This is a genomic window from Dongia sp. (genome assembly GCF_041909655.1).
Taxonomy (GTDB): Bacteria; Pseudomonadota; Alphaproteobacteria; order Dongiales; family Dongiaceae; genus Dongia.
The window spans coordinates 201,017-216,536 of record NZ_JAYRDA010000005.1 but is presented as its reverse complement, the minus strand read 5'-3'; the positions used below and the strand labels follow the sequence as shown (position 1 = coordinate 216,536).

The following is a 15,520-nucleotide window of genomic DNA, read 5'->3' as shown; positions in this document are numbered from 1 at the left end:
TGAAGGGGGCGCCGGTTCCGGTTCGGTGTCAATAATGTAGAGGTCTAACTGATGCTTAGCGAACGTAGACGTGGACTTCGTTCACCTGGGTGTTGGGATCATTCACCTGGGCTATGCCGATTCGATCGGGCGGCAGGCCCATATTGAGGAGCGAGCGCGAAACCCGGTTGGCATTGGTGCGTGCAATGTCGCTATTGAGCGCTACCTGGGCGGGCTGGCCCATGGCGGGGGCTACGCCGACCACGTCGAAGGCTGCATTTGGACGCATTTCCAAAGCCTTGGAAGCGGCCTGATAGAGCGCCTGTTCGTAGTTCACGTTCGGTCGGTCAAAGCGGATGACAACCAGCGGCCGGCCCGTGCTCATACCCGCCATCGGCGGAAGGGAAGGTTGCGCCGGGGGAGCGTAAGCACGGCTGGCGAGCGTGGTGCCATAAATCTGGCCGGTGCTGACGCTGCTCGCCAGCATGGTCAGGTTGCTGCGCTCGGTGCCAAGGAAGTTGGTCTGGCGCGAGATGTCTTCGGATAGCTGGTTCAGCAAACGGTCGATCGAGACGGTCGTCTGATTCGTCTGATCCTCAAGAATGCGGAGTTGGCGGTGGTCTTCATCGACCGCGCCGGAGACCGTATAGGCAGCCCGGATCGAATCGAGCAGATAGCTCGAGAAGGCCGCATTATTGGCGACATCGTTCGACAGGCGGTTCATCTGGTCGAGATCGCTGCCGATCTGGTCGAGCTGGCCCTGCGCCTGCTGCCAGGCACTGGTCACCATCGGATTCCCCGGGGTGGTGCCCATCTGCAGCTTGCCGTTGATGGCGCCGACGGTGGTCTGGTAGCCGGCGGCGTTACGCTCGGCGCTGTTGCGCAATTCCTGATGCTTGAGCGATTGCTGCTGCACGGCCTGCTGCAAACGGTTGAGGTCGCTGCGGACCTCAATGACTTTCTGACCGACAAGCGTACCGGTCGGCTGACCCGGCGGCACCGTGGTGGCACTTGCCACATTGGCGCCGATTGGCGCACCGGAAACGGACGGCGACAGGGCATTATTGAAGGCCTCGCAGCCACCCAACAGCAGCGGTGCGGCCAAGGCCGCAAGCCAGACATGTTTCTTCATGTGTGCCGAACCCCGAAAAGCAGCGAACAAACCCACGATCCCATACCCATCCCGGGTTGCTCAAACCGTTACCCTACAACAGTTCTTGGCAGCTTTCAGGACAAGAATCAACAACACAAGTCGGTTGCCAATCATAGCTGCGTGTGAAGTACGCAACAGGGTGGCCGCAGGGCCACAGAATCAGCATTCCGCAACGCAGTTGCGGGCGGTAGAAATCTCGCCCCTATCTCCGTTGTGGGTGACACAACCTCCTCTTGAAACACGTAAGTAGGGTCATCAAAACAATATCTTAGGTGCCAATCGCGAGTCCTGCGGCGGCGCCAGCCAAAGGGCTTGCAATCGCCATCGCCTTTCGGCTAGGTTCCGCCACCATTTGGAACGGCCTCGGCTTCGCCGGCGGCAGATTTTGTCCCCAAATGCCCTGCGCGCCCGTAGCTCAATTGGATAGAGCATCTGACTACGAATCAGAAGGCTGGAGGTTCGAGTCCTTCCGGGCGCGCCATGATTTCAAGGGCTTGGCGCAAAACTAAAAAGTAAAATTCGATCTGTTAACGAGCGCGCTTCGCGAGGCGATGCGTTCGAAAATCTCACATTGATTAGCGCCGCCCGCCGGCCAGTTTTTGCGCCTCCGGCAGAGCGCGCAACCGCGCCATGGCGACGATACCGATGACGGGGCCGAGAGCCAGAATCGCGAAGGCGTATCGCCAGCCCACCAGTTCGACCATCCAGGGAATGAGATGGATGCTGGCGAGGGTAAGCAGAAAGCCGATGCAGGTCTGGATGGTGAGCATCGTGCCGACGAGATCGCGTTCCGAAAGCTCAGTGATGCTCGCTGAGAATTGTGCCGAATCGGCAACGATGCTCATGCCCCAGACCAGGCAGAGCGCCAGCAGCAGCCAGGGATCGCCGCCAAACAGGAAGCCTGCCGTTACAGCGCAGCTGCCGCTGACTGCCAGGGCGCCGATCGTGAGGGTGGTGCGGCCATAACGATCGGCAAGCCAGCCGCCCGCCAGGCATCCGACCGCGCCGGCGGCGATGATGGCAAAAGCACCGAAGAGCGGGCCGCCGATCACCCAGGATTCAGGCAAGCCACTCCGATTGAGCCGAAGACTCGCCTCTAGGAAGACCGCGATCCAGGCCCACATGGCATAGAGTTCCCACATATGGCCGAGATAGCCGAGATTGGCGAGGCGGAGCGGTCTTTGCCGCCAAGCCAGCAGGACGTGCCGTGCGGCAAAGATCCTGGGGGGGCCGCGCGCCGGGCCGACCTCCATCAGGAGAACAAGGCCTGCGGCGATGGTGGCTGCCGTCGACGTTGCGGCAAGGGCGAGCCGCCAATCGAGTCCTCCCAGGGCATTGAAGAGATGCGGCAGCGCCGAGCCGAAAGTAAGAGCCCCCACCAACAGGCCGACCAGGAATCCGAGATCACTGCGTCCGTGGCGCGTCTCCGCCCAGGTCGCCGCCAGCTTCATCCCGACCGGATAAATCCCCGCCATGGCCATGCCGGTCACGAATCGCAAGGCGGGGACAATAACGGGGCCCGTCAGGATCTCGGCCGGCAGAAGAAGAATCAGCGCATTCGCAGTGGCGGCCAACAGACTGGCACCGGCAAAGAGACGCCTTGGGTCGAGGCGATCGGCAAGGCCAAGCAGGGCGCTTGTCAGCGTGCCGAAAACGAAGCCCGCCTGAACGGCGCTGGTGAACAAGGCAGCGGTGAGATTGTCTAGGTCGAATGCGCGCCGCAAGGCGGGAACGACGGCGGTCGCCGAGAACCATAAAGAAAGCGCCAGAATCTGCGCCAGGAGCAGAACCGTTAACGCCGGCCACTTCCTAGCGAGCATAGGTGGCACCCTCATTTTCTGTGATAACGGTCACAAAATGCGCAAATGGAGCGCCGATTTCCACAAAAAACTCCAATTTTCGCAGAAATTCCACGCTCATTCACACGCTCCTGCACATGGTCCACCGCCATCTTCCTGGCAACCCGAGCGGTCGGACCCCGATAGGCGGGCAGCCGGACCCGTTGGACAGGAAGACGGAGATTACGATGTTCTCGACCACGAATACTCGACCGATGAGCACCCGGCCGCTGGAGGCCCTTCTTTCGGTGCGGCGCGTTGCGCAGGTCGCCTGGAGGTTCCTCGTGCACATGCAAAAGCGCCGGGAGGAACGCCGAGCCATTCACGCCATGAGCGGCATGTCCGACCACTTGCTCCGCGATCTCGGCATCGGCCGGTCGCAGATCATCCGAATGGTCAAATACGGCCGCCATGAGTTCGATCGTTAACCGCCATACCCTAACCCCAGCAAAGAGGAACGCATCATGCAGGCCCATAGCTACAGCTATAAAGAAGCCCTGAACGCCGCGCAGAAAATCAATTGGCGGATCGAGGACATTATTGGGGGCGACAAGCAGCTCGATTTCTCGCGCCCATTCATGCCGGAGACCATGGCGAGGGTTGAGCCGCTAACTTTCCTTAAGCCGGCGGATCGTATCGTGCTCAACCAGATCCGTGGCTATGGCTATCTCTCGACCTTTGGCCTCTCCGAGGAGTTCATTCTGCCCTTTATCCTGGACCACGCCCGTCAGGTCGTGGCGAGCGATGATTGGCAGATCCGAGCCTTGCTGCAATTCGCCGGCGAGGAGGCAAAGCACATCCATCTCTTCAAGCGTTTCTGCAGCGAGTTCGAGGATGGTTTCGGGACCGATTGCGAGATCATCGGGCCGGCCGAAGACATTGCCAAGGCGATCCTGGCCCATCCGCCGCTCGCGGTGGCACTGCTTATCCTGCATATCGAATGGATGACGCAATCGCACTATCTCGACAGCGTCAAGGACGACCGTGGACTCGATCCACAATTCAAGAGCCTGCTACGGCACCACTGGATGGAAGAGGCGCAGCATGCCAAGCTTGACACATTGATCGTCGAGCATCTGGCGAGCCGGACCGATGCTGCGGGTATCGCCGAGGCGATCGACGGGTACATGGCAATCGGAGCCTTCCTCGATACCGGCCTCAGCCAGCAAGCCAAATTCGATCTGGAAAGCTTCCAATCAGCCAGTGGCCGGCGTCTGAGCGGCGATGAGCAGGAAACGTTTCTTAACGTGCAGCATCAGGCGTTGCGCTGGACATTTATCGGTTCAGGCATGACGCATCAGAACTTTCTCATCACCCTGGGCCGCATATCGCCGGATGGCCGCAAGCGGGTCGACGACGTAGCTCCCGCCTTCTGCTGATGAGTTAACAGGCCATGGAGTGCGGTACCTCGCCATACTCCATGGCCGATCGATTCGCGCTTACCCATTGCAACAATCTTCATCTATTGACCGATCAGTTCAAAATCGGCCCGGTTCGAGGTCGAGATAAAGGTAAAGAGACCCGAGGCATGCGCAACCGCCGCCTTTAATGGCGGGCAGAGTCGCTGCTAGCGCCTGATTGGCCGACCGCAGCCAATCAGAGCCAAGGAACATGACGCCCAAGCCGGAATCCGGCATGATGGCGTTGCCATTCCATTTGAGCGGCACAAGGGCAGTACGTTGACCGTCACTGGATCAAATGCGCCACCTCGCCTGCGCCTGTTGGGTGAAGTCGCCCTATTCCGCGATGGCGCGTTTGTTGCCTTGCCGCCATCCAAGAAAACGCGTGCGCTTCTGGTTTACCTCGCCGCCACCGCCCGTCCTCATCGGCGTGATCGATTGTGCTCTCTCTTTTGGGATATCCCGGATGATCCACGCGGATCGCTGCGCTGGAGCCTCAGCCGGCTGCGGCCATTGCTCGACAGCGAGGACTGCGTGCGCATCCAGGCGGATCGCGAGAATGTATCGTTAGCCACCGACTGCCTTGAGGTCGATCTGCACATGGTCGAAAATTTGTCGGCACAGGAGCATGCCTCGCTGTCGGATGTGACGGCGGCAGTGGATCTGTTTGACGGCGAGTTCGCGGAAGGGCTGGATCTTAGCAATTGCTCGGATTTTCAGCTTTGGCTGACGACGCAGAGAGAAACCGCCCGGCGCTTGCATCTGCGGTTTCTGCAAGTCCTCGTGCATGGGTTGCCGCCGGAAGATGCCGTGATCTATTCACAGCGACGACTGACCATCGCCCCCGACATTGCCGCCCATCACGCAGACATGTTGACGCTGCTGATGGCAGTTGGTCGGCGGCGAGAAGCGGAGATGCAGGCTGAGCTCTCCATCCAGCGTATGCGCGAGATCGATCCGCAGGATGGCGACGCCTTGGCGGGCCACTGGCGGAAATTGCTGCAGGCACCACCTGTAGGCGCGATCGCCGCGCGGAGCCGGGCACCCTTGGCTGAGGCATCGGGCGATCTGTCAGAGGAGCGCAAGCAGGTCACCGTGCTGCATGCCAGCCTGCGCGAGGCCTCGTTGTCGGTAGATCCGGAGGTCGCCGCCGACCGTCTCGCGCCCCTGCTGGCGCTTATGAAATCAGCGGTCGAACGCTATGGCGGCGCCACGATGCAGCGGCGATCGGATGGGATCACGGCTCTGTTCGGTGCGCCCATCGCCTGTCAGAATCATTCGGCCCGTGCATGCATGGCGGCGCTTGCCATTATGGACGCGAGCGATAAGAAACTTATCGGCGTTGCGATTCATGCCGGTGAGTTACTGGTGCGATGCCGCGGCGAAAACGTGGAGGCATTTGGGCCAGCACTCAGGATTACCGAAGAGATCGAGCGCGTGACTCCGGCGCGAGCAATCTATCTGACGCGGCAAACTTTCCGACCGATCGAAGGCCTGTTTCTAGCCGAGCCGTGCGACGCCTTCAGCCTGCCGGGGCTTGATGAGCCGATTCAACTGCTAACATTGTTGGCGCCGGCTGCCGTGACTGGCGGCTGGTATGCGCGTGTGAGCCGTGGTTTGACGGCTTTTGTCGGCCGCAATCACGAGCTGTCCGCCCTGATGAGGATTGCCCGGCAAGCTCGATCAGGCGCGGGGCAAGTCGCTGTGGTTGTCGGTGAGCCGGGTCTGGGTAAGTCGCGTCTCATGCATGAAGTGATTCAGCATGAAGAGCTGGATCCTTCCCGGTGTCTGCGGCTGGAGGGTGGGGCCACACCCTATGACCATGACACGCCCTATTACCTGATTGGCCGTTTGCTGCGGCATTGGCTGCAACTGGGGGCACGGTTGCCGGAAAGCGAGATTCGCACGCGCCTGCGTGACGCTCTGGTGTCCCTCGATTCCGATCTGATTTGGGCTGAGGCGGCGCTCGGCGTGCCGCTCGATCTGCCCCCTGACGAATCCTGGAATCGGCTCGATGCCGGCGTCAGGCGCCGACAGGTGACGGACGCGGTGGATGCGGTTATCAGCGCTCTGGCTGCGCGGCAGCCGATCGTCTTGCTGATCGAGGATCTTCATTGGGCGGATTCGGAGAGCGCTGCCATTGTCGAGGCCATGGTTGGTCGATTGGCGCGTCGCCCCATCCTCCTTCTCGTCACCACGCGGCCCGAAGGGATGCCTGCGTGGGTGGCGCGAAGCGTTTGTCAGTTGCTGCGCCTTGCATCATTGGACGAGGCATCTGCCAGGGAAATGGCCGATGCGTTGCTGGGCGACGATGCCTCTTTGGGCGATTTGAAGCATCGTGTCATTGAACGCACGGCTGGCACGCCGCTCTTCCTTGAGGAAGCTGTCGCAGCGCTGGTTGAGTCGGGAGCCCTGATCGGTGTCCGCGGCGCCTACCGACTTGTGGAGCAGCAAGAAGAATTGCGTCTTCCGGCGACCATCCAGGCCGTCCTGGGCGAGCGCATTGATCGCCTTTCTTCGCCATTGAAGCTGCTTCTTCAGGTCGCCGCGGTGATTGGTGATGACGTGCCGCTTGATGTGCTGCTGCCATTGATGGAACTGGAGGCCTCAACTCTCGACGGCCAGCTCGAGGCTCTGCAGCAGGCCGAGTTCCTGTTCGAAACCCGGCCGCCGCCACATCGGCGGTTTGCTTTCAAGCACGCGCTTACCCGAGATGTCGCATATGCGAATCTATTGATCGCGCAACGCCGCAAACTGCATCGGCGGGTCCTCAAGATCATTCTGGTAAAGCAGCGCCAGCGTGGCGAAGAAATGATCGAGCGACTCGCCCATCATGCATTAAATGGCGAAAAATGGAGCTTGGCGGCAAAGTTTCTGCGGCTTGCCGGTGACAAAAGTGTGCGTCGGTCGGCATATCGGGAGGCGGTACGATTCTATGAGGCGGGGCTGAAGGTTCTGCCGCATCTCGCCGTTACGGATGCGACACAGAAGTTCTCGGCCACTTTGCGGCTGCGTCTGCGGCCGCCTCTGGGAGCTATCGCCGCATTTTCGCGGGCCTTCGATCATCTGCAAGTGGCCGAGCAAATCGTCGCAGCGCGCGGCGATATCAAGAGGCAGACGTCCATCTGCATCCACAAGAGCTACATTTTGAGTTCGCAAGGTCGGATTCAAGAAGCGATCAGCGCTGCCGGCCGGGCCTGCGATCTTGCGGAGCGGAGCGATGATTCTCTGTTTCGGTTGGAGGCCCGGTTGGCGATGGGGCAGGCTTGCGCTTTCCGCGGTGACATCGCGGGAGCGTTGGATCTCCTGACGCCGATCCGTGCTCGCCTCACGAAGGAACTGCGCCATGAGCGTCTGGGGCAAACGGGATTGCGATCCGTTTGGTGCCTGATGCATCTCGCCGATGCTCTGACCTTGAAAGGAGATTTGACCGAGGCGAGACGTATCACCGATGAAGCCATTGTTATCGCCGAAGAAGCGGACAAGCCCTATGATCGTGCTGTTGCACATTTGCGGGAGGGGTTTATCGAGATCCAGGACGGCAATTCGATTAGGGCGGTCGCGGTCTTCGACCGTAGCCGCGCCTTGGCCGAAGGCAGCGATCTGGGCTGGGTTGCGGCCTGGGCGCGCACTGGCCTGGGTTACGCTTATGTGCTGAGCGGTCATACCGAGGCTGGACTTCATCTGTTGGAGGCCACGAAACGGCAGGCAGCGGCGGCGGAATTCATCGCGGTGGAAGCGATGAGCGCAATCTACCTCGCCGATTCGCGCCGCCGTACTGGCCAATGGCGCGAGGCTATAATCGAAGCAGAGAGCGTGCTCCAGTCTGCCCGGTACTGGGGTTACTGGGATATTGAGGTGATGGCCTTGTTATGCCTCGGTCAGGTTGCTTTGGATCGCCGCGATTTAGGGCTGATAGCCCTGGATTATTTGCGTGAGGCGGCGGAGCTGGCCGAAAGGCGTGGCTACGAAATGATGCTGATCGAGGCACAGCAATTGATGGCGAGGGCCCTTGAGTTGTCGGGGCAGGTTGAGATCGCTGCTGCTACGGATGCGGTCGATCGGCTGCTACGGCAATCGCGCTGAGTTGCGGCCGTCAGGCCACCAGCATGTTCAGCAAATGCTGCTCCAGCCGATCAATGACCGGTGCCTTCCGTTTCGTTCCCTTAACCAACTGCACGGTGACTTGCTTTAAGGGTGGGAAGCCGTCCTCCGGCAGTAGTTCGACCATCTCGGCGGTCTTGCTGCTTTCTACCATGATTGTCACGGCCAGCCCACTGGTGACGGCTGCCCGCAGGCCGGCCATGCTACGGGTGTGCGTGGCGATCCGGTAGGATCGTCCTTCGCGTTGCAAGGCATCGATCATCATTTGTGCATAGGTGTCATCCTCTCGCCAGACGGCGACCGGCAATGGATCACGCAAATGCAGGCTGCCGTCGGCTGGACCTACCCAAACAATCCGATCACTAAAGACATCCGACCCTTGGTGGGGAACGCCCTCGCCAGTCGTGATGAATGCGAGGTCGACCGTGCCGTCAACGATGAGGCGCGACAAACGTTTCGATTCGTCAAGAAAGAGGTCGAGTGTTGCCAGGGGATAAAGCTCCGTGAAGCCGGCGATCCCAGCCGTCAAAATGCGCGGGGCATAATCTTCCGGTAAGCCAAGCACCACGGTACCCTCGATCGAGGATCGGTCAAACGAGCGCAGAGCTTCGTCATAGGCCGCGATGATTCGCCGTGCTGAAAGCAAAAATGCTTCACCATGCGGAGTCAACTGGATGGTTCCCTTGGTGCGCTCGAACAAGGGCCTGCCCAGAAGATCTTCCATGCGCCGGATCTGCAGGCTGACGGCGGATTGCGTACGGCCAACCTGCCGGGCCGCCGCCGTAAAGCTGCCCAGGTCGCAGATCGCTTCGAAGGTGCGCAGATAGTCGATTTCCATAGAACCCCATCATTTTCGTAAATGACCGCGATTTCAACTACTCGTTGGCCAGAAATAGCCGCGATGCGGCAATGAACTGCTTCACAGACGGGAAGGGCCAGTCGGCTCAGGCTGTCGTTAACAGAATCGTGGAAGCATCATGTGGATCAATGACATCTACATTCGTCGCGCCCAGATGACCGACATCGTCGCCCTGCGCGCCATGCAGGAAAGATCCATGCGGATCATTGGGCGGGCTTACTATGCAGAAGACGTCCTGGAGACGTTCCTGCGGAAAATATCAACGATGGACGACGCTGTCGTGGCGGAGGGACATTATTTTGTGGCAATCGATATTGCCGGGAATTATGTCGGCAGTGGGGGCTGGTCGCGGCGTGCCCCCGGTTACTCTGCGCATGGCGAGAGCGCGTCTCTGGCGCCGGATTCAAGGGTGGACAATGCGCTGGTCCGGTCGGTTTTTGTCGACCCGGACCGGGCGCGTGCCGGTATTGGTTCTGGGTTGATGCGCCATATCGAACAGGACGCCTATCGGCTCGGAATTCGCGACCTGCGCCTGATGGCAACCTTGTCGGGCGTGGATTTCTACCACGCGCGCGGCTATCGTTCGACTGGTGGCGGCCAGATCGATCTTGGCGACAATGCAAGCTTCGGCTATGTCGACATGGTGAAATGCCTAGCTGACGAGGATGTGGCTGCGCGGGTTGCATCGTGACGGGTGAAGAGTGGGATCGCTGAAGCGGACAATCCTGATCTTGGGTGGTACGGGCGAGGGTATGGCCATGGCTGATACCCTCTGCCGTCACGGCGAGGAATGGCGCGTTATCTCTTCACTTGCCGGACGTGTGGCCAATCCGCGCCTGCCGCCGGGTGAGTTTCGCATCGGCGGCTTTGGCGGCAGCGCGGGCCTTGCGCGCTATCTAGGCGAGTATGGTGTGTTCGCGGTGATCGATGCCACGCATCCTTTCGCGCGGCGCATGGGCTGGAACGCCGCCGAGGCTGCAACTGCAACCGGCACGCCGTTGCTGCGGCTGGCGCGGCCAGCCTGGATTGCGCAGCCAGGCGACCACTGGACGGAAATAGACGACTGGTCACAGGCTGTGGCGCTGCTCCGTGACGGACAGCGCCGTGTTTTCCTGGCCCTTGGCCGGCAGGAATTGGCGTCCTTTACCAGTCTTGTGAATACCGGCTTCGTCATTCGTTCCGTCGAGCCGCCAGATTCGGGACTGCAATTCGCGCAAGCGGAGTTTGTGCAGGCGCGCGGGCCGTTCCGCCTGGAGGATGAAAGGGCACTGCTGCAATCCCGCGACATTGATTGCATCGTCTGCAAGAACAGCGGCGGGAATGCCACATATGCGAAGCTGATTGCCGCGCGGGAACTTGGAATCGACGTCATCATGCAGCGGCGTCCAGCGCGGCCGGACGTGGCGGCTGTGGCAAGCGTCGACTCAGCGCTCGCCTGGCTGCGTGAGCTTACATCTGCTGCTTGAGAGCTGGGGGCGATCCGTACCAGCGCGGCGTATAGACCAATTCGCTACCGTCCGGTTTCCCGATCACTTTCGTTGTCGACGAGCCAACAATGACCACGGTGCGCATATCGACCATGTCCGGGGTCAGGTCTCCCAGTGTCGTTACACGCATCGTTTCTGCCGGACGGCCGACATCGCGGCCGAGCACGACCGGCGTCCGTGGCTCTCGATAGCGGCGCAGGATCTCGATCGCTTCGCCCAATTGCCAAGGTCGCGCCTTGGAAATGGGATTGTAGAAGGCCATTGCAAAATCGGCTGCGGCGGCGTGGGCCAGGCGGTCGGTAATGACGGACCAGGGCTTCAGATTGTCGGATAGGGAGATCAAGCAGAAATCGTGGCCAAGCGGTGCGCCGATCTTCGCCGCCGCGGCAAGGGCGGCCGAGACGCCGGGCAGGATCATGAGCTCGACATCGTGCCAAGCTGGCTCTTCAGCGTCATCGAGAGCTTCGAGCACCGCCGCCGCCATGGCAAAGACGCCTGGATCGCCCGAGGAAACAACCGCCACGGACCGACCACTGGCGGCCAGCGAAAAAGCCTGGCGCGCCCGCCAAAGTTCTTCGCGATTGTCCGAGGCATGCACGACCTGGTCGTCGCGCAAGGGGCCGGCCATTTTCACATACGTGTCGTAGCCGACGATGTCTTCGGCGGCATCTAGTGCCTGCCGTGCTGCCGGAATCATCATGCTGGCGTCACCCGGTCCTAGGCCGATTACGGTCAAGCGCCCACGCTTGCGCCCGATCGTGGGAACCTCACTGGGGCGCCGATATACCAGCAGAGCAATGCCGTCGCCGTCATGCGTCGCGATTGCAGTCGGCGCGGCGGCTTGGAATGCATCGCCATCATCGAAGCGCAGACCAATGCCGAATCTCTCGGCAACTTGATTGATCTCCACATCCGTCATGCAATTCACGGGAGCCAGGAGCGAGGCAAGAGCATGGGGCGCTAGCCCGGCGGAGGCCAAGGCCGCTGAAATTCTCATGGCAAGGTCGCTGCCGGTGCGTGTCACGACGGCGACGATGGTGGCGGGGTGAAAAATCAGCTCGTTCTCACCCGGCTGGATGTCGCGTGTAGTGACGCGTGCAAGCAATGCACCGCCATCGTCGATCGGCAGGCGCGCCTCCGCGAGCCAAGGGGCCTCGCCTTGGACCCGCATCTTGGCGCCGGCCAGCAGATTGGCGATGAAGGACTTGCCGTCGGCGAGATTGCGCAGTTTGTATCCCGCGGGCGGATTGAGAAGGCAGGTGCCGAAGCGCAACTCGCCCGTCGTTGTGATGGCGGGTGCTACCTGAAGGGTGGCGGCAATTTCGCGCGCAAGTAGGTTGACGCCATTGAGGCCACCCAGAAGCGGCACCACGGCACTGCCGTCCTCGGCGATTGCGAGAACCGGGGGTTCGACACTCTTGCTTTGAAGAAGTGGAGCGAGGGCGCGAATGACGATGCCGGCGGCGCAAAGGGCGACGATGGGATGGCCGTTGCGGTAAAGATTGCGCAAGGTTTCACCGAATTCGGTGAAGGCGATATCTGCGCCCTCGACGCGCGTGGCAAGGCCATGAATCCTGGCGTCCGGTAACGCCGCCTTGATCCGTCGGGCGGTCGCCAGACTGTTGGCGCCAAGGATCAGAATGGCGACCGGCATACTCATCAGGACTGCCACTTCTTGCCAGGCACGATCACGATCGAAAAATAGGGTGCCGAACTGGGATCGACCTCGGCCAAGGGCAGGATACGCTCATTGCTCATGGTGGCACGCTCGACATAGAGCGCGCGGTCGGCAAGACCAAGGTCGGTCACGACCTTGCGTACCTTCGTGAAATTGGTGCCGAGCTTCATGATCGCGGCGGCATCGCTGTCGGCAAGGCGCCGCTTTAATTCGTCTTCTGGCAGAACGCCGGAAAGGATCGAGAGACTCTGGTTGCGATAGACCAGCGGAGCGCCCAGCACCGAGGCAGCGCCGAGAACTGAACAGACACCCGGCACGACGACCGTCTCATAGCGCGTCGCGAGCCGGTCATGGATGTACATGAACGACCCATAGAAGAACGGATCGCCTTCGCAGATGACGGCGACATCGCGGCCGGCATCAAGATGCGCCGCCACTTCTTCCGAAGATTGATCGTAGAAATCACTGACCAGCGTTTCGTAATTGAGATGTGCTGGCAGCTTTTCCGTCGTTACCGGATAGATCAGCGGCAAGGTCGTCTGCTCGGGTCGCAGATAGGATTCGATGATGGTGAGCGCGTTACCCTTTTTTCCTTTGGCCGCGAGATAAGCGACGATCGGCGATTGCTGCAGCAGGCGCACGGCCTTCACGGTCATCAACTCCGGATCGCCCGGGCCGACGCCCAGGCCGAACAAACGTCCCGGCTTGCTCATCATTCCTTCTCCGTTGCCAGGGCGTTGACGGCCGCGGCGGCCATGGCGCTGCCGCCGCGGCGACCGCGCACGATGACATAGGGCACACCACGGCTGTCGGCGGCGAGCATGTCCTTTGATTCCGCGGCACCCACGAAGCCGACCGGAAAGCCCAGTATCAGAGCTGGCCTGGGCGCGCCTGCATCGAGCAACTCCAACAGGCGGAAGAGGGCCGTGGGCGCATTGCCGATGGCGACGACGCTGCCGGCCAGATGATCGTGCCAGAGATCGAGTGCCGCGGCTGAGCGGGTATTGCCCATTTCTTTGGCCAATTCCGGAACGCGCGGGTCCTGCAGCGTGCAGATGACGGGATTATCGGCGGGCAGGCGGGAGCGCGTCACTCCTTCGGCGACCATCCGGCAATCCGCGATGATTGGGGCGCCACGCCGCAAAGCCTCTCGGCCCGAGGTGCCGGCCCCGGGCGAGAAACGCAGATCCTGGATCACATCCACCATGCCGGAAGCATGCGCCACGCGCACCGCAAGCTTCTCGAGATCGGCCGGAATACCGGCAAGATCGGCTTCGGCACGGATCGTGGAAAAGGATTGGCGATAGATCTCCTGACCATCGCGCTCGTACTCGATCATCAAACTTACCTTTGCTTGGAATCTCGGCGCGCCAGCAAGCGGCCCGCCTGTTCGATGGATTGATCGGCCCCGATCAAGGCGCCGAATTTGTTGGTCGTCGTGTCTTCGCGCCAGAAGACGTCGTAATGCCCGGGCGACGTGCCGACCAGTGTGGCTTGAGTGGCCCTGGGTGCCGCGCAGGACTTGCTGCAGCCGCTCAGGTGAATGCCGAACACGGCAGTATCCAATGCGCGAAGTGCGTGGGCGAGAGATATGGCATCTGCCTTGGTGTCGGCATGCGCCGAGCCGCAGCCTGCGCTGCCGGCGCAAGTGATCATCGCCGCCAGTGGCTGATCGGCCTGCGTGATGAAGCCAAGCGAGTCCAGCAGGTTGAGCACGGATTGGCTGTCAGATGCCGCGACATTGGGCAGCACGATGCTCTGCCAGGGGGTGAAGCGTATTTCACCGAGCGTGGCCTTGTCAGCGAGGTCGGCTAGTTTCCGCAAGGTTGCCGGATCAAGGCGGCCGAGTGGCGGAAGCGCTCCAATCGCGACAAATCGATCATCGGATTGCGGCCGTGAACCGAGATGCGCAAAGCCGATCGGCGATGTACGGTGCCAGTCGGCGCTGGTGATGTCGCGCCGAACCGGCAAGGCGATCCTGGCGACGATTTCCTCGGCCGTTATGTTAATCAGCACGTGGCGGAAGCGGGAGATCTCCTGTCCGGCGCTGTTGCGGGTGCCATTGAGCGACAGAAAGAAATCCAGGCAAGCGAAGACGAAATCTTCAGCTAGTGCCGCGGCAATAAAACCGGCGGTGCGATCACGATCCTTGAGAGGTGGGCATCCGGCGAAACCAAAGGCAAAGGTCTCGTGGTCCACCGCCGAGAGCCAGATGTCGTTGGGATGATCCAGCATGGCCATTGCCTCGCCGCCGTCAATCTGGATACCGAATTTTGGCGAGAGCGCATGATAGCGCGGTTCGGCCTGCAGCCGCTGCAAAACTCGTTGCGCGAGGTCGCTGGCATCCAGGATCTGAGCCGGATCATTGCCGGCGAGAGGGCTGACCATGACATTGCGCACGTCATCGGCCCCCGCATTCGCGGCACCCAGATCGGCGGCAAGCAATGCAGCGATCACCTCCGGCTCGGTGCCAGGCCGGATACCGCGGATCTGAAGATTGGCGCGGTTGGTAGCCTCGATGGCACCGGCGGAAGAACGCCCGGCGATATCGGCGATGGCGCGTGCCTGTCGGCTGGTGAGACGGCCCAACGGCAATTTGATGCGGCAGATGCCACCATCCAGTGCCGGTACGATCCGGAAGAGACCGGGGCAAGCGGAGGCGCGGCCAGTCTTGGTCTGACCCGCAGAAACAGGCTTGCTCGTCTTGGTCGCGCTCTCTGGCACTGTCGCACCGGTTTCAACCGCCGCAGTGAATTGAGCGTCCGGCCTCGGATGAGGCTGAGCGCCGCTGCATCGGCACGCCCCGGCCGATGTATCCACGAGCGACTTCCATCACCGGCAGGTCTCCTGGCTCGCGGGTCTTTGCCGATTGCTGCCTTCCCGGGTCATGCCCAGTGGCGCGAAGCAATGCGGCTCGCCGCTCACAGTTGCGGGGGCAGCCACGGCTAACCAGGTGAAAAGACCGGTTTCCCGTGTTCCCTCTTAGGCCCCATCCGGGGCACCGATGATTGGCCATCTTCTA

General features: G+C 61.2%; 12 protein-coding genes, 1 tRNA gene and 1 riboswitch. Of the genes, 6 read left to right on the top strand and 7 right to left on the bottom strand.

Translation table 11 applies throughout. The features are described 5' to 3' along the window. Nucleotides 1-55 precede the first annotated feature (55 nt). Nucleotides 56-1,111, bottom strand: coding sequence for a hypothetical protein (locus ACE3PR_RS12145; RefSeq protein ID WP_374372159.1), 1,056 nt, complete (start codon nucleotides 1,109-1,111; stop codon nucleotides 56-58). Nucleotides 1,112-1,536: 425 nt separating this feature from the next. Here ACE3PR_RS12145 and ACE3PR_RS12140 point away from each other — a divergent pair. Beyond that, nucleotides 1,537-1,613: transfer RNA gene (locus tag ACE3PR_RS12140), tRNA-Arg, on the top strand. Nucleotides 1,614-1,707: 94 nt separating this feature from the next. Here ACE3PR_RS12140 and ACE3PR_RS12135 read toward each other — a convergent pair. Then, a complete protein-coding gene (locus tag ACE3PR_RS12135; protein ID WP_374372156.1) occupies nucleotides 1,708-2,952 on the bottom strand; it encodes an MFS transporter in 1,245 nt (414 codons plus the stop codon). A gap of 206 nt (nucleotides 2,953-3,158) precedes the next feature. On the opposite strand from ACE3PR_RS12135, the gene ACE3PR_RS12130 reads away from it, so the two are divergent. The 3 genes from ACE3PR_RS12130 to ACE3PR_RS12120 all read left to right on the top strand — a co-directional run bounded on the left by ACE3PR_RS12130 (nucleotide 3,159) and on the right by ACE3PR_RS12120 (nucleotide 8,456). Then, a complete protein-coding gene (locus ACE3PR_RS12130) occupies nucleotides 3,159-3,398 on the top strand; it encodes a DUF1127 domain-containing protein (RefSeq protein WP_374372153.1) in 240 nt (79 codons plus the stop codon). A gap of 36 nt (nucleotides 3,399-3,434) precedes the next feature. After that, entirely contained in the window at nucleotides 3,435-4,349 is a 915-nt protein-coding gene (locus ACE3PR_RS12125; RefSeq protein WP_374372150.1) for a hypothetical protein, read from the top strand. A gap of 300 nt (nucleotides 4,350-4,649) precedes the next feature. After that, nucleotides 4,650-8,456, top strand: coding sequence for an AAA family ATPase (locus ACE3PR_RS12120; RefSeq protein ID WP_374372147.1), 3,807 nt, complete (start codon nucleotides 4,650-4,652; stop codon nucleotides 8,454-8,456). Nucleotides 8,457-8,466: 10 nt separating this feature from the next. Here the strand turns inward: ACE3PR_RS12120 and ACE3PR_RS12115 are convergent, their stop codons facing one another. Next, nucleotides 8,467-9,312 carry a LysR family transcriptional regulator gene (locus ACE3PR_RS12115; protein WP_374372145.1) on the bottom strand — a complete coding sequence of 282 codons (846 nt, stop codon included), beginning with the start codon at nucleotides 9,310-9,312 and terminating at the stop codon, nucleotides 8,467-8,469. Nucleotides 9,313-9,451: 139 nt separating this feature from the next. Here ACE3PR_RS12115 and ACE3PR_RS12110 point away from each other — a divergent pair, with 139 nt between their 5' ends. Together ACE3PR_RS12110 and ACE3PR_RS12105 are read left to right on the top strand one after the other, a co-directional pair. Next, the gene (locus ACE3PR_RS12110) at nucleotides 9,452-10,024 is read left to right on the top strand and encodes a GNAT family N-acetyltransferase (RefSeq protein ID WP_374372142.1); all 573 of its coding nucleotides are present in this window, start codon (nucleotides 9,452-9,454) and stop codon (nucleotides 10,022-10,024) included. Nucleotides 10,025-10,034: 10 nt separating this feature from the next. Continuing rightward, nucleotides 10,035-10,799 (top strand): cobalt-precorrin-6A reductase, encoded by a 765-nt coding sequence (locus ACE3PR_RS12105; protein ID WP_374372139.1) that lies wholly within the window; start codon nucleotides 10,035-10,037, stop codon nucleotides 10,797-10,799. Here ACE3PR_RS12105 and cobJ read toward each other — a convergent pair. From cobJ to cobG, 4 genes are read right to left on the bottom strand one after another with little or no spacing between them, the layout of a single operon-like run. After that, a complete protein-coding gene (cobJ, locus tag ACE3PR_RS12100; RefSeq protein WP_374372136.1) occupies nucleotides 10,783-12,480 on the bottom strand; it encodes a precorrin-3B C(17)-methyltransferase in 1,698 nt (565 codons plus the stop codon). The genes ACE3PR_RS12105 and cobJ overlap by 17 nt on opposite strands. Continuing rightward, a complete protein-coding gene (locus ACE3PR_RS12095) occupies nucleotides 12,480-13,214 on the bottom strand; it encodes a precorrin-2 C(20)-methyltransferase (RefSeq protein WP_374372133.1) in 735 nt (244 codons plus the stop codon). The genes cobJ and ACE3PR_RS12095 overlap by 1 nt, the downstream gene beginning before the upstream one ends. Further along, nucleotides 13,211-13,837 carry a precorrin-8X methylmutase gene (locus ACE3PR_RS12090; RefSeq protein WP_374372130.1) on the bottom strand — a complete coding sequence of 209 codons (627 nt, stop codon included), beginning with the start codon at nucleotides 13,835-13,837 and terminating at the stop codon, nucleotides 13,211-13,213. Before ACE3PR_RS12090 ends, ACE3PR_RS12095 begins: the two co-directional genes overlap by 4 nt. Nucleotides 13,838-13,842: 5 nt before the next feature. Further along, nucleotides 13,843-15,222: a precorrin-3B synthase gene (cobG, locus tag ACE3PR_RS12085; protein WP_374372127.1), complete on the bottom strand. Its 1,380-nt coding sequence runs from the start codon at nucleotides 15,220-15,222 to the stop codon at nucleotides 13,843-13,845. A gap of 95 nt (nucleotides 15,223-15,317) precedes the next feature. Then, nucleotides 15,318-15,519, bottom strand: a riboswitch (cobalamin riboswitch). Nucleotide 15,520: the final 1 nt, after the last annotated feature.

What these genes read in the sequence shown, in the direction of transcription:
- ACE3PR_RS12115 (WP_374372145.1), bottom strand. Translation starts at nt 9,312, where the DNA reads ATGGAAATCGACTATCTGCGCACCTTCGAAGCGATCTGCGACCTGGGC.
- ACE3PR_RS12130 (WP_374372153.1), top strand. Translation starts at nt 3,159, where the DNA reads ATGTTCTCGACCACGAATACTCGACCGATGAGCACCCGGCCGCTGGAG.
- ACE3PR_RS12125 (WP_374372150.1), top strand. Translation starts at nt 3,435, where the DNA reads ATGCAGGCCCATAGCTACAGCTATAAAGAAGCCCTGAACGCCGCGCAG.
- ACE3PR_RS12110 (WP_374372142.1), top strand. Translation starts at nt 9,452, where the DNA reads ATGTGGATCAATGACATCTACATTCGTCGCGCCCAGATGACCGACATC.
- ACE3PR_RS12090 (WP_374372130.1), bottom strand. Translation starts at nt 13,837, where the DNA reads ATGATCGAGTACGAGCGCGATGGTCAGGAGATCTATCGCCAATCCTTT.
- ACE3PR_RS12145 (WP_374372159.1), bottom strand. Translation starts at nt 1,111, where the DNA reads ATGAAGAAACATGTCTGGCTTGCGGCCTTGGCCGCACCGCTGCTGTTG.
- ACE3PR_RS12095 (WP_374372133.1), bottom strand. Translation starts at nt 13,214, where the DNA reads ATGATGAGCAAGCCGGGACGTTTGTTCGGCCTGGGCGTCGGCCCGGGC.
- cobJ (WP_374372136.1), bottom strand. Translation starts at nt 12,480, where the DNA reads ATGAGTATGCCGGTCGCCATTCTGATCCTTGGCGCCAACAGTCTGGCG.
- ACE3PR_RS12135 (WP_374372156.1), bottom strand. Translation starts at nt 2,952, where the DNA reads ATGCTCGCTAGGAAGTGGCCGGCGTTAACGGTTCTGCTCCTGGCGCAG.